The sequence below is a fragment of the Neobacillus jeddahensis genome (assembly GCF_000612625.1).
GTDB classification, from domain to species: domain Bacteria; phylum Bacillota; class Bacilli; order Bacillales; family Cytobacillaceae; genus Neobacillus; species Neobacillus jeddahensis.
Map to the genome: position 1 here is coordinate 1 of NZ_CCAS010000018.1, position 12,947 is coordinate 12,947.

Consider the following 12,947-nt stretch of genomic DNA (forward strand, 5'->3'; position numbering starts at 1 on the left):
AGTTGGATTTGGGGGCGGATTTGCGCTAATCGTCGTCTTGTTTATCCTATTGATTATTGTAGGTGCAGCTTGCTTTAGCTGGTAATAAGAACATCTCTAGCCCTTAGGCGCTAGAGAGCTAGACACGAAAGAAAACAGAAATCGCTCTACAATTAATCAAATTACAATACAAAAACCCGTTTGCTTACTCAAACGGGTTTTCTAATTTACTGGAGTTAGTATTTTTCCATTGGCTAAATGCATCCAACTCACCTGATAATTTTTTTATGGTGTAACCAATGACAGCCGCGTCATCTATAATCCCAATCCCGATGATAAAGTCAGGGACTAGGTCTAGTGGTGATACGAAATATAAGAGGGCACCTATAACGGTAATAATCGTACTCTTAGTGACATCTCGATATTCACCTTTAGAATAAGCTTTTATTAACTCAACAAAGAGTTGCAGCTTATCCCATGCTTCGCCTAAGGTTCCTTTTTTTTCATTTCCTTTTTTTATTACATTATGGAGTAAGCCTTTTAACTTTTTTTGATTGTTGATTAATTCGTTCGCTTCGCCATTATACTTATTCTGTTCCTTTTCAAGACGCTCTTTACGGAACAATCCGATCACTTCCTTTAACTGGAATACAAGGTTAGTGTACCACCAAAAATGAAATTCATTAAGTATTTGAACCATAATAAATGGAAAAGACCAGGTGCCAAAGAACAGCACTTGGTCTATGTGATGCAAATAATAGATTTTTATCGAACTCAGGTTGCGTTACCTCTAATAATGGCTTCCACTTCTGAGCCCTCTAATGTTTCTTTCTTTAATAATGACTCGACTAATTGTTCATACTGAGGTTGATGGTTTTTTATTAAGGTTTCGGCCTGCACAATCCCTTTTGCAAATAGGGCTTGCATATGTTTTTCTTTATCTTGTTTATTAAATGTCAGTGTGAAGCCGTTTTGAAGCATTCCAGTATCGACCATTTGTTCGATGATTTGTTTTGCTTGCTGCACATCGCCACTGACGCCAATGCTATGTTCACCAAGGCAAATTCTTTCAGCAACCCCCCCGGCTAATATCATGGCAACACGGTCCAAAAGATCACTTGTTGTTGATAAATGCAACTCTTTTGGGATTGGTGCTACATAGCCAAGTGCTTCCCCACGCGGTATAATGGTGGCCTTTCTCACTGAACCTGGTTTAGTTAAGGAGGCAACAATCGCATGCCCGGCTTCATGAATGGCAACACGACGTTTTGTTTCAGTATCCTGTAAGGAGCGAGAAGTGCTACCCAAAATAGTTCTATCAAGGGCATAATCAAGATCATGTTTGTGAATTTGATCCTGGCCATTTCTGACGGCACGTCGACTTGCGGTTTCAAAAAGAGATTGAAGCTCAGCACCTGAAAACCCGGATGTGCTCTCAGCCAAGTCATCTAAGCTTGCAAAAACATCTTCTGATAGGGATTTTCCTTTTGCGTGAATGTCGATAATTTCTCTTCGACCCTTTGTATCTGGCAATGGAACATGGAAGGAAAAGTCGATTCTTCCTGGACGGAGGAAGGCTTCATCAAGCATGTCCTTTCTGTTTGTGGCCGCAATAAATAAAATCCCGTCATTGGAATGACCACCATCGAGCTGTACAAGAAGTTCTGTTAAGGTTTTTTCTGCCTCTTCACCACCATGAGCTTTACGTTTGCCAGCTAAAGCATCAACTTCATCGATAAATATGACAGCAGGTCCTTGTTTTCTTGCCGTTTGAAAAAGGGATCGGACACGGCTTGCACCAACCCCGATAAAAAGTTCGTTAAAAGCAGAGCCGCTTGCTGAAAAGAAAGAAGCATTTAATTCACGGGCAATTGCTTGAGCTAATAGGGTTTTACCTGTCCCAGGAGGACCGTACAAAAGAATCCCTTTTGGTGGCTTAATGCCTAGTTTACTAGCCCGTTCTGGTTCTTTTAAGGTCGACAGTGTTTGCATTATTTCTTCTTTCATTTCATCACCTAATCCACCTACATCATCCATAGTTATAGAAGGAAGAGGCCTTGATTTGGCGACGCTGTTTTTCATTGAATTATGAAGACCGAATCCACCTTTTGTTTTTTGTAGGGCAAATGCAGCAGCGGCAAGAATAAGAATTACTCCACCCATAATCCATTTTCCATATCGGCTACTACTAGAATAGGTATATTCGATATTATACTTTTCAACAAGCTTTTCAACCATTTGACTATTCGGAGGAACATGGGAAACAAATTTTGAATCGCCTGCTTTCAAATAGAGGACGCCGTTTGCCTGTTCTGTAAGTGTAACGGTTTTCCCTTTTTGTGCTTGAATTGTTTTCTCTATTGAGGCGAAAGGTATATCGCGTTCATTATTTGAAGTATGGACATACCAAGTGATTCCTGTAATGACTAAAAAGAACACTGCGAACAGTGGAATAAACTTGGAAACTACTTTTCTACTTTGATCCATTTCGTTCATCTCCTCTAATAGGGTCCTCTCTATTATAAAGAGATTCCCAGAAAAATGGATGTGGGAATCGGTGGAAGAAAGTAATCGAAAAACTTATAAAAAAACACTTTCTTACTGTATATAAGGAAGTGTTTTAAGATAGCTATGACAATAAGCGAAGATGGGGGATGATCGGCATTAGGACACTTTGAGCAAGGACACCAATGCTAATCCCAGTAGAGGAGGCTTTACTCCATTTAAAAACATGAACTTTTTCATCCTTTCCTTCATACAAAAATAATAGCTGCTCACCTTCTTCAGCAATACCAATTTTTTTAAAGGAAACTTTATTTTGCTCCAGGACTATTTCGAACGCTCTGTGTATTAATGCTAAGGTATGCGAATCAATTTTATTAATTTCCATATATCCTCCTGGGGATGCTAATTTATATCACTATATATCATCATTATATTCCTTAAGCAGGGTTGATAAAAGAAAAAATCAGTGACGTTAAATAGAAATATTGCAAAGTTTTCGTTTGCGAGATAAGATTGAAGTTATGGATAAAAGAAATTCCCCCGTTTAACGGGTAGTAAACGAATGAAGTTGAAGAAAAAAAGGCTTAGTAATAAACTGCTCATAACAGCCAATGTCAACTAACCCTCCGTGGGAAATAACCACTTAGGGAAGTTTCACTTCATTGTCAAAAGAGAGGAAGACAAGATGGGTAACAATTTTACAGAAGAAGTATTGTCACGCCGGACATTTGCAATTATTTCCCACCCGGATGCAGGTAAAACGACGCTGACAGAAAAATTATTATTATTCGGTGGAGCTATACGTGACGCTGGTACGGTAAAAGCAAAGAAAACTGGGAAATTCGCCACAAGTGACTGGATGGAAATAGAAAAACAACGTGGGATTTCTGTTACTTCCAGTGTAATGCAATTTGATTATGACGGATTTCGAGTTAATATTTTGGATACTCCGGGGCATCAGGACTTCAGTGAAGATACGTACAGAACGTTGATGGCCGTAGATAGCGCAGTTATGATTGTCGATTCAGCAAAAGGGATAGAAGAACAAACACTCAAGCTATTTAAAGTATGCCGCATGCGTGGTATTCCCATTTTCACCTTTATGAATAAGTTGGATCGTCAAGGGAAGGCACCACTTGAACTGTTAGCCGAGTTAGAAGAAGTACTTGGAATTGAATCGTATCCGATGAATTGGCCAATTGGAATGGGTAAAGAGTTCTTAGGTATTTATGATCGTTTTAACAATCGGGTCGAACAATTTCGTGTAAGTGAAGAGGAACGATTTATTCCTCTAAATGAGGATGGCGAGATTGAAGGCGACCATTCATTAAAAACCTCTGGACTCTATGATCAAACCTTAGATGAAATTATGCTGCTTAATGAAGCAGGAAATGAATTTTCGGCCCAAAAAATAGCGGACGGAGCCCTGACTCCAGTATTCTTTGGGAGTGCACTAACAAACTTTGGCGTTCAAACATTTCTAGAGTCATATTTGCAATTTGCACCACCGCCAAAGGCGCGTAATTCATCGATAGGTGAAATAGATCCATTAGCAGAACAATTCTCAGGCTTTGTCTTTAAAATTCAAGCCAATATGAATCCAGCTCATCGTGATCGTATTGCCTTTATACGTGTTTGTTCTGGAAAGTTTGAGCGGGGAATGACCGTTAATATTCCACGCTTAGGAAAACAATTAAAACTTTCGCAGTCTACATCGTTTATGGCTGAAGAACGAAATACAGTGGAAGAAGCGGTAAGTGGAGACATTATTGGTTTATATGATACAGGGACATACCAAATTGGGGATACGTTGACCTCCGGTAAGGATGACTTCCAATTTGAAAGATTACCGCAATTTACGCCTGAATTGTATGTGAAAGTTTCAGCAAAAAATGTAATGAAGCAGAAGTCCTTTTATAAAGGTATTGAGCAGCTTGTTCAAGAAGGAGCGATTCAGCTTTTTAAGACCGCGAGGATGGATGAGTATTTATTGGGTGCAGTTGGCCAATTGCAATTTGAAGTTTTTGAGCATCGAATGAGAAATGAGTATAATGCTGAGGTCCTAATGGAACGAGTGGGCTCTAAAATTGCCCGTTGGGTTGAAAATGAAACGGTGGATGAAAATCTTTCAAGTTCGAGAAGTCTTTTAGTAAAAGACCGCTATGGTCAGTATGTATTCTTATTCGAGAACGACTTCGCCTTACGGTGGTTCCAAGAAAAAAATCCTACGATTCAGCTGTTTAATCCAATGGATCAGCAAGAATAGAAGGATAAGATTACTTATATAATTCTGGTGGTTCAGTAGCAGCGGGTTCATCCCGCTGTTTTTATATGAAAATATAACTGAAAATTCAGATAAATATCTTGACGAACCTATTTGGAAGAAATTACAATGAATTAAATGTCTTATAGTATAATTAGGAGGAGATGGATTGAACAAAGGGTATTTTTTTACAGGTTTTCCTGGATTCATTTGTAATCAGTTGATTCGTGAAATATTGAAACAAAATGATTGTAATGGGACTGTCTACGTTCTGGTCCTGCCGAGTATGTTAGATAAAGCAAATATCGAACGCTTGGCCATTATTTCGGAGTTGGGACTAAGTGAAGACTCGTTCAAGCTTGTCGAGGGAGATATTACAATCCAAGGTATACTACACGGAACTGAAGAACAGGCAGAATTAAGAAAAAAAGTGACCCATGTATTTCATCTAGCTGCTATTTATGATCTTGCCGTACCGAGAGATATTGCGTATAAAGTGAATGTCTCAGGTACGAATCATGTAAACGAATGGGTTAAGACACTTGTTCATTTAGAGAGATATATTTATTTTAGTACCGCTTATGTGGTGGGAGAACGTGAAGGTACACTCTTTGAAACTGAGTTAATTAGACCAGATCACTTCAAAAACCATTATGAAGAAACAAAGTTTGAAGCAGAAGTTTTAGTTAATAGTTTGAAAAATCAACTGCCAATAACGATTATTCGTCCCGGAATAGTGAAGGGGCATTCGAACACTGGAGAAACGATTAAGTTCGATGGTCCTTATTTTATCATGAACTTTTTAGAACGGTTAAAGTTTTTGCCGATTATACCCAAATTAGGTAAAGGGGAGGCCATCGTCAATCTTGTCCCAATCGATTATATAATTCGAGCGACTACTTATTTAAGTTTTTTAGATAAAGCTGCTGGAAAAACCTATCATTTAACAGATCCAAGTCCTTATCGGGCCTCCGAGATTTACGAAGTAATGATGCAGGAGCTTTTGGGCAAAGAGCCAAAAGGAATGATTCCCATCACATTAGGAAAATGGTTTCTCTCGATTAAACCGATCAGGAAATATCTTGGAGTGGAGAAGGAAGCCTTAGATTATTTTACATGGATGGGAGAGTTTGATTGCAGCCAAGCAGTTGAGGATTTAAAGGAATCGGGGATCAGGTGTCCCGACTTTAAAGAGGGAATTAAGCCGATGGCAACTTTTTATTTGCAGCAAAAGAATAATCCTAAATACCAAATAAATATTTTATAGAGAGAGGTGGCTCCTCGTGACAGGAGTTCAAGAAAAGCTCAAAGTGATTGCCCCAGCAACGGGTGAGCAAATTGGGGAGATTGAAGAAACCCCGATAAGACAGGTTGAGCAGTTTTATCATAGGGGAAGGATGGCCTTCAATGATTGGAGTCAACTACCGTTAAAGAAGCGACTCGACTATTTACGAACGCTTAAGGAGATTATGGTTAATCAGATGGAAGCGATCGCAAAAATAATTGCCGATGATACGGGGAAAGTTTTAACAGAGGCGATAATTGCTGATATTATGCCTACACTGGATGGAATCGATCATATGTGTAAGCATGCTGAAAAAGTCCTCAAAGGTAAAAAAGTGGCTACACCTGTGTTATTAATCGGAAAAAAATCGTCGATTGAATATATGCCAAGGGGAGTCGTTCTTGTCATCTCTCCATGGAATTACCCATTCCAGCTTGCGATGATTCCTGTTATAAGTGCATTAGTAGCAGGGAATACTGTTATTTTAAAACCATCAGAGGTAACTCCGCTTGTTGGAAAATGTATTGAGGAGTTGTTTAGTCAAGCAGGCTTTCCAGAAGGGGTTATTCAAGTAGCACATGGAGGCAAAGAGGTAGGGGCTGCCTTTACAACTGGAAAACCAGATTACATTTTTTTTACCGGCTCAGTGCGTACAGGAAAAATTATTCAGCAGGTGGCAGCAAAAGATCTTATTCCAACGACACTAGAGCTTGGTGGGAAAGATCCGCTGATAGTGTTTGCCGATGCACATTTGGAAAGAGCTGCGAAAGGGGCGGTATGGGCCGCATTTACCAATAGTGGTCAAGTATGTATGAGTGCAGAAAGACTTTATGTGGAAAAGACCATCTATCCACAATTTCTTGCTTTATTGAAAAAGGAAATTTCCACATTGCGGCATGGTTCTGACCGTGATGCAGATGTGGGTTCTATGACGTTTCCAGCCCAAATTGATATTGTTAAAGAACAGTTAACAGACGCATTAAATAAAGGTGCTGTACTAGAAACGGGCTTATCACCAGAGGAATGGGAACATGGAATGTTTCTACCATTGACTGTCGTGAAGAATGTTAACCATCAAATGAAAATTGTTCAAGAGGAGTCGTTTGGACCCATCCTCCCTGTTATACCATTTGAAAGTGAGGAAGAAGTCATAGCTCTTGCGAATGATACCAAGTATGGATTAAATGCCAGTGTTTGGACGAAGGATCGACAAAAGGCTCGTCGTGTTGCCTCAAAATTAGTGAGTGGAGCGGTTGTCATTAATGATGCAATCATCTCCGTTGCTAATCACGGACTTCCGTTTGGAGGGGCAAAGCAAAGCGGGATTGGTAGGTATCATGGTGATGGTGGACTGAAAATTTTCTGTCATGAAAAATCGATTATTGAGGATAGTGGTAGAAAAAAGACAGAAATTCATTGGTACCCCTACCGCGATAAATATCCCCTCTTTTTAACCCTTTTTCAAAGTTATTTTAAAACAAACAAAAATTGGATAAAATTCTCCAAAATGTATGTGAAGCTTTTAAAAAAAGGGTAAAGGTTGGAAAATTATTTTGTATCCTCCCATTATTTTGGCATTGGATTGGATAAGCTAAATTGAGAGGTTTTTATAGACAAAATTGCCATAAAGAAGCGGGATTGTACAATGAAAAAAATGAACAGATTGGAAGCCGTCTTGTGGAATATAGCATTTCCTGGTTTTAGTCAATTGTTAATGGGACATTATATCAAGGGAGTTTTATTTGTTGTCCTCGAATTTATTATGAATGTTCAAAGTCATTTTAATCAGGCAATTATGTACAGTTTCTTAGGCGAAATCGAAAAAGCAGAGCTGGTCATAAACTATCAATGGCTTATGTTTTATCCATGTGTCTACATGTTTTCACTATGGGATGGATACCGATCAGCGATGCCTTCGGACGAAAGGTATTCCTATTTGCCATTTGTTTTTTGTGCCTACTTTGTGACAGTAGGTTTAATGATATCGCCGAAAGTAACCATATTCGAGATACATCCGGGTCCTGTTTTTTTGCCAATGCTATTTCTCATTCCAGGGATTCTGATAGGGGGATTGATTAAAACGGTTCTAAAAGTAAGATTCAAAAATCAATAATTTGTTTTACGCAAAAGGGCTTTAAATCAAGATAACTTGGTTGGAAGCTTTTTTTGTTGTGAAAAAGTTTTTAGGAACCCCCACAAACTATTTCAATAAAAACGTAACTATGTAGTGAAAAGCGGCCGCAAATAATTCTAGAGGTGAGCAATTTGAAGAAGCACACACATTAATGGGAAATACCAGAATCGAAAAAATTATCTTAGCAGTGGTAACAGAAAAATCACTGTTTAGCACTTGAACAATAAACAGGTGGAAAATAAAGCTATTCTTGGGGCTATATTTTTCAAAATGCTTAACCCCCATAAAGTCCAATACAACATGCGTATGTTATAATTGGTCGAATAGAGGTGAGCAGATGCTAAGTTTATTGTTTATGACCAAGAAGAAAAAAAGAACTCTTGAAGAGACGGTCCTTTTAATTCAACAGGGTGACCGCTCCTTACTCAATGGATTAATCGAGGCGTATAAGCCTTTTATTGCAAAAACAGTGTCTTCAGTATGTAAACGATATATATATGAAACCGATGATGAATTTAGCATTGGTCTTATCGCATTTAATGAAGCAATTGAAAAATATTCTTCAGACCGTGGAAGCTCATTATTGAGTTTTTCCGAAGTCATCATCAAAAGAAGAGTTATTGATTATATTCGTAAACAAACAAAAAACCAACATTTAAGTATCGATATAACGACAGCTTCTCAAGAAGAAGAAACCACTGGAACAGTTATTGTTAACGAACTATCCCTTGAGGAGTACAATAAAAAGAATGATGAACAATTAAGAAAAGATGAAATATTGCATTTCCAACATTTACTTACAACGTTTGATTTAAGCTTCAGTGATTTAGTAGAACATTCTCCAAAGCATGCAGATGCGAGGAAAAGTGCTGTTATCACGGCGAAAATCTTAGTCGACAATCAAGAACTGAAGAACCTATTGTTTGAAAAAAAGCGCCTACCGATTAAACAATTAGAAAAAATGGTGGATGTCAGCAGAAAGACGATTGAAAGAAATCGAAAATATATTATTGCCATTGCACTTATTTTATCGAGTGATTACGTCTACATGAAGGATTATATAAAGGGGGTGCTAGAATCATGAAAAAAGGAATTATTATGGAAATAGATGAGGTGTTTCTAACGCTCTTAACCCCCGAGGGTGAGTTTCTACGCACAAGGCGACAAGAACAGGTCTATACTATTGGCGAAGAGATTCACTTTTTTCCGAGTGAAGGCACTAATACTGCTAAAACCTCCAAGGTCCTGAACTCCATAAAGAATGTATTTAGGATAAAAACCGTTTGGACCGTTTTAGCTGCTTTATTGCTCTTTTTTGGATCATTTTTACCGTTATATGAAAGTAATAAGGCATACGCATATATGAGTATTGATGCAGATCCAAGTATTGAACTCGGTGTAAATAAAAAAATGCAAGTTGTCGAGTTAACTGGGTTTAACAATGAGGGTAAGGAAATTATTTCTAAATTAAGTAATTGGAAGAGGCAAGATGTATTAGTGCTTACGGAAACGATTCTAACTGAAATGAATAAAGCTGGGTTAAATAAAAGTAATAACCATGTCATCATTTCAACTGTTTGGACTAAAGAACCAAAAAAGAGTACAGAAAAAGAATTGCAAAAGAACATAGACAAGATTAAAACAACTGTAACCGATCAAGAGCTAGAGGTGACGGTGCTTACTGCTACTAAAAATGAACGAAAAAAGGCACTTGAACTGGGGATTTCAACAGGTAAATACCAGGAAAATAAGAATCACCCATCCCAAAAAGAGCAAGAAAAGAAAACCGAGAAAAAGAAAGATCAAAGTACGATATCCTCAGGGGATAAAAGTAAAGTTCCTGCTACAGTGCAACGAAAACAACAGGCTGAAGGAATTCCCAAAAATAATTTACCTAATTGGGAAAATAATAATGGAATTAATTGGTGGGATAAGAGTAAGTTTCCTTCTGGACAACTGAAAAGGTCGGAAGAAGAAGCGTTAAAGCAAAATCTAGGTGAAAATAACAAGCGGTCTGAACAGGGTGGAAATTCTAGCCAATCAAAAAATGGGAACCAGAATAATGGGAATCAAAATAGTTGGAAGAAAAAGGATGAACAATCAAATTCTAGTCAACCGCAGAATAAGTGGCAACAGCCAGTTCAACCAAAAAATTCAAATGAGAATCGTTCATACAAACAAGATTCTCGTCAACCCAATTCGTATAAACAAAATTCAATCAATCATAACTCGTTTAAACAAAATTCAAATAATCATAACTCGAATAAACAAAATTCTAATCAACATAACGATGATAATAGGCATCGGTAAATATAGAAGTCCGGCATAAGCCGGACTTCTTTCCATGTCTATTTAATTATTGGTTGTTAAATTGACCAGAAATTTGCGCTTGAGCTTGTTGGACAAGTCGTTTCGTAATTTCTCCACCTACGGAACCATTTGCTCTAGAAACGGTATCTGATCCTAATTGAACGCCAAATTCTTGGGCGATTTCGTATTTCACTTGATCTAAATATTGTTCAATACCAGGCACTAATAATTTGTTGCTGCTATTCGCCATTATATTCAGCTCCTTTTTTCTAACAGAGGCTGTTTCAACCTCTGTATAGTTATTATTTATTATCCGCTCAGTTTTCATAAATGGTAATGTTTTTCGGATTTGGATAAGAGCTCACAGATTCTTTTTTGAAAAGCATGTTTTTAAGAACGAATATGTATAATCGATTAAAAAACAGGCTAATGCCTGCGATTGGAAATTAAAGTTTTCTTTTTGTTTGTTCGTCCAAAAATCTGATGGCTAGGTAAATAGCGAAAAGATCGTGAATGCTATGAGGGTTCAAGTGTGTTAATTCCTCAATCTTTTTTAAACGATAATGTAGTGTGTTAATATGAATATGTAATGTGTTAGCAGCATTCTTTAATGAATGATTTTGATTGAATAATTCCTTTAAGGTTAACAGGAGATCTGCTTCGTTCAGAATGGGCCCGATGGTTCTAATAATAAACTCATTTTTTTCTTTAATAGGGATTTCTTCAAGAATCATTTCTAAGGTTAAATCTTCATCAAACACAATCGGCTCAGTTTGATTAGCTATCTTTAATGAGCGCTCTGCTTGGTAATATGAATGATTGATAGCGTGGGAGTCAAAGGCTTGACCAACTCCAGCAATGGCAAGAATCCCAAAATTTTTAGATAAAAAGAGTAAAAATTGCTGTAACCGGTTTACAATAGTTGTTCTTGTCATACCATTAGAGCAATTGATGAGGAGAACCATTCGTTCATTTCCTGATCTCGACACGACTTCTTGATTATTATTCTGAAACCGATTGAAGATACTTGACCAGGTTTCTCTTGAAAGAGGTGCGTTTAATCCTAAAAATTGAATAATTACGGTTGCTCGTTTTACGTGTAAATTAATATCTAAAAGTTTTGCTCTATTTCGAAATGAATCATCCCAATTCTTGGCTTGGACCCAATCCATTACAAAGGATTCAACTGCACGAGAATGCCAGTCAAACTGTTCTGCATAATGATTTTCATTTATCAGAAGTTCAGTCATTTTACGAATGATTTCTCCAAAAGGAGTCACTTTGTTTGGTTCACCGGTAATGCCAATTACACCAACTACTTCACTTTGGAATAAGATGGGTAAATTTATGCCTGCCTTTACACCCTTTAAGATTGATTGATCCTCTTCGGTAATAATGAGTTTCCTCTTTTTTTGTGAGGCAATCAATGCCCCTTCATGAAAGGTGCCAACTCGAATGGGATCCGTACTAGCAATAATGTATCCCTGAGTATTAACCACAATAATATCTTCACCTATTAACCTTCTTATTTCGTTAACAATCTTTTCAGCTAGCTCAGGTAATAACAATTTACGCACCTCCGATTAAATCCACACCTAATTATAGCAAGGATTCTAAGAGCAAAGTAAAAAAACCTGGGATCATCTCCCAGGAATATCGTGTTAGTATTCAATCGCTACCATGGCTAACATCCTTGGTGGGGTGCATAAATGGATATGCCTGGGGTTTCTTTTTACTCTCAAGAAGTTCGCGATTTTCAGCGGTATTCCAGCCAATATCATTGGTTGGATGGACCCATTCGTCACCTGCCATGATGGCAGGATCCGTATCTGCTGTCCAATTTTCTAGTGGTGAATTATCGGAACTATAATGACTATCACCAATAACGACTCCATGTTTATTCACAAAGGGGGGAGCTATTTTCATGCCAGTTCCCTCAAAACTAGGTGCATTTATTTGATGTGGAAAGGTTTCATCAATGTGTAATTTTTCTTCAGAAAAGTTTTTGTTTTTTTTTGCCATCATTCATCACTCCTGTTTTTTCTTATTTTCCGCGCAAAGAGTAAATTTATTTATGAAAAATAAGGAAAGGAATGTTTCCTAACTATTTGTTAAAACTAAATTTGTTAGATTAATTTTAGGGAGGACTATGAATGGCGAAACGTAAGGCTGAATTTAATGCTGTAGAGAAATACTCAAAAACACCTCATAAAAATGTACAGGAAAGTGAATTCTCAGCAGAATTTACTGATAATAATAATGCAATTAGGTTTGCAAACAGAAATTCAAAATTAGGGAAAAAGGGGAGAGATTCATGAAAAGGAGTCCTAAAACATCTTCTAGTATGGAAATTAGTGTAGAAATTGGAGATGTAAACGGGACAAAAATTTATGAAATGATGCGCCCAGCACAACAAAAAAGTAGTTCGAAAAAAGAACATAAATAAGCCGGCAATAATTGCCGGCTTTGTT

15 protein-coding genes are annotated in these 12,947 nt (G+C 37.6%); 9 read left to right on the forward strand and 6 right to left on the reverse strand.

From position 1 onward, the window contains the following. Positions 1-85 (forward strand): YjcZ family sporulation protein (locus TY15_RS23580; RefSeq protein ID WP_148336000.1); only part of this gene is annotated, 85 nt, incomplete at its 5' end. Positions 86-184: 99 nt separating this feature from the next. Here the strand turns inward: TY15_RS23580 and TY15_RS10330 are convergent. From TY15_RS10330 to TY15_RS10340, 3 genes are all read right to left on the reverse strand, one after another. After that, on the reverse strand, positions 185-604 hold the full coding sequence (locus TY15_RS10330) for a YkvA family protein (protein ID WP_040204662.1): 420 nt from the start codon (positions 602-604) through the stop codon (positions 185-187). A gap of 149 nt (positions 605-753) precedes the next feature. After that, positions 754-2,466, reverse strand: coding sequence for an AAA family ATPase (locus TY15_RS10335; RefSeq protein ID WP_040204663.1), 1,713 nt, complete (start codon positions 2,464-2,466; stop codon positions 754-756). 142 nt (positions 2,467-2,608) lie between these two features. Further along, positions 2,609-2,869: a hypothetical protein gene (locus TY15_RS10340; RefSeq protein WP_040204664.1), complete on the reverse strand. Its 261-nt coding sequence runs from the start codon at positions 2,867-2,869 to the stop codon at positions 2,609-2,611. Positions 2,870-3,169: 300 nt separating this feature from the next. On the opposite strand from TY15_RS10340, the gene TY15_RS10345 reads away from it, so the two are divergent. The 6 genes from TY15_RS10345 (at position 3,170) to TY15_RS10370 (ending at position 10,476) form a co-directional block, all read left to right on the forward strand. Further along, on the forward strand, positions 3,170-4,750 hold the full coding sequence (locus tag TY15_RS10345; protein WP_040204666.1) for a peptide chain release factor 3: 1,581 nt from the start codon (positions 3,170-3,172) through the stop codon (positions 4,748-4,750). A gap of 166 nt (positions 4,751-4,916) precedes the next feature. After that, on the forward strand, positions 4,917-6,014 hold the full coding sequence (locus TY15_RS10350; protein ID WP_040204667.1) for an SDR family oxidoreductase: 1,098 nt from the start codon (positions 4,917-4,919) through the stop codon (positions 6,012-6,014). Between the two features lie 16 nt (positions 6,015-6,030). Continuing rightward, a complete protein-coding gene (locus TY15_RS10355; protein ID WP_040204668.1) occupies positions 6,031-7,569 on the forward strand; it encodes an aldehyde dehydrogenase family protein in 1,539 nt (512 codons plus the stop codon). Positions 7,570-7,677: 108 nt separating this feature from the next. After that, a complete protein-coding gene (locus tag TY15_RS10360; RefSeq protein ID WP_040204669.1) occupies positions 7,678-8,145 on the forward strand; it encodes a hypothetical protein in 468 nt (155 codons plus the stop codon). A gap of 358 nt (positions 8,146-8,503) precedes the next feature. Beyond that, positions 8,504-9,250, forward strand: coding sequence for an RNA polymerase sigma factor SigI (gene sigI / locus TY15_RS10365; protein ID WP_040204670.1), 747 nt, complete (start codon positions 8,504-8,506; stop codon positions 9,248-9,250). Then, positions 9,247-10,476, forward strand: a complete 1,230-nt coding sequence (locus TY15_RS10370) for an anti-sigma factor domain-containing protein (RefSeq protein WP_040204671.1) — start codon at positions 9,247-9,249, stop codon at positions 10,474-10,476. The genes sigI and TY15_RS10370 overlap by 4 nt, the downstream gene beginning before the upstream one ends. 46 nt (positions 10,477-10,522) lie before the next feature. Here the strand turns inward: TY15_RS10370 and TY15_RS10375 are convergent, their stop codons facing one another. From TY15_RS10375 to TY15_RS10385, 3 genes are all read right to left on the reverse strand, one after another. Next, complete coding sequence (locus tag TY15_RS10375; protein ID WP_040204672.1) at positions 10,523-10,726, reverse strand: alpha/beta-type small acid-soluble spore protein; 204 nt, start codon at positions 10,724-10,726, stop codon at positions 10,523-10,525. 196 nt (positions 10,727-10,922) lie between these two features. Then, positions 10,923-12,044: a CdaR family transcriptional regulator gene (locus TY15_RS10380; protein WP_040204673.1), complete on the reverse strand. Its 1,122-nt coding sequence runs from the start codon at positions 12,042-12,044 to the stop codon at positions 10,923-10,925. 100 nt (positions 12,045-12,144) lie between these two features. Continuing rightward, positions 12,145-12,501, reverse strand: coding sequence for a DUF3905 domain-containing protein (locus TY15_RS10385; protein WP_040204675.1), 357 nt, complete (start codon positions 12,499-12,501; stop codon positions 12,145-12,147). Positions 12,502-12,629: 128 nt separating this feature from the next. Here TY15_RS10385 and TY15_RS24645 point away from each other — a divergent pair, with 128 nt between their 5' ends. Both TY15_RS24645 and TY15_RS25145 read left to right on the forward strand, forming a co-directional pair. Next, complete coding sequence (locus TY15_RS24645) at positions 12,630-12,794, forward strand: hypothetical protein (protein ID WP_179301724.1); 165 nt, start codon at positions 12,630-12,632, stop codon at positions 12,792-12,794. After that, on the forward strand, positions 12,791-12,922 hold the full coding sequence (locus TY15_RS25145; RefSeq protein ID WP_257000225.1) for a hypothetical protein: 132 nt from the start codon (positions 12,791-12,793) through the stop codon (positions 12,920-12,922). The genes TY15_RS24645 and TY15_RS25145 overlap by 4 nt, the downstream gene beginning before the upstream one ends. Positions 12,923-12,947: the final 25 nt, after the last annotated feature.

What these genes read in the sequence shown, in the direction of transcription:
- sigI (WP_040204670.1), top strand. Translation starts at nt 8,504, where the DNA reads ATGCTAAGTTTATTGTTTATGACCAAGAAGAAAAAAAGAACTCTTGAA.
- TY15_RS25145 (WP_257000225.1), top strand. Translation starts at nt 12,791, where the DNA reads ATGAAAAGGAGTCCTAAAACATCTTCTAGTATGGAAATTAGTGTAGAA.
- TY15_RS10335 (WP_040204663.1), bottom strand. Translation starts at nt 2,466, where the DNA reads ATGGATCAAAGTAGAAAAGTAGTTTCCAAGTTTATTCCACTGTTCGCA.
- TY15_RS10345 (WP_040204666.1), top strand. Translation starts at nt 3,170, where the DNA reads ATGGGTAACAATTTTACAGAAGAAGTATTGTCACGCCGGACATTTGCA.
- TY15_RS10375 (WP_040204672.1), bottom strand. Translation starts at nt 10,726, where the DNA reads ATGGCGAATAGCAGCAACAAATTATTAGTGCCTGGTATTGAACAATAT.
- TY15_RS24645 (WP_179301724.1), top strand. Translation starts at nt 12,630, where the DNA reads ATGGCGAAACGTAAGGCTGAATTTAATGCTGTAGAGAAATACTCAAAA.
- TY15_RS10340 (WP_040204664.1), bottom strand. Translation starts at nt 2,869, where the DNA reads ATGGAAATTAATAAAATTGATTCGCATACCTTAGCATTAATACACAGA.
- TY15_RS10360 (WP_040204669.1), top strand. Translation starts at nt 7,678, where the DNA reads ATGAAAAAAATGAACAGATTGGAAGCCGTCTTGTGGAATATAGCATTT.
- TY15_RS10370 (WP_040204671.1), top strand. Translation starts at nt 9,247, where the DNA reads ATGAAAAAAGGAATTATTATGGAAATAGATGAGGTGTTTCTAACGCTC.
- TY15_RS10385 (WP_040204675.1), bottom strand. Translation starts at nt 12,501, where the DNA reads ATGATGGCAAAAAAAAACAAAAACTTTTCTGAAGAAAAATTACACATT.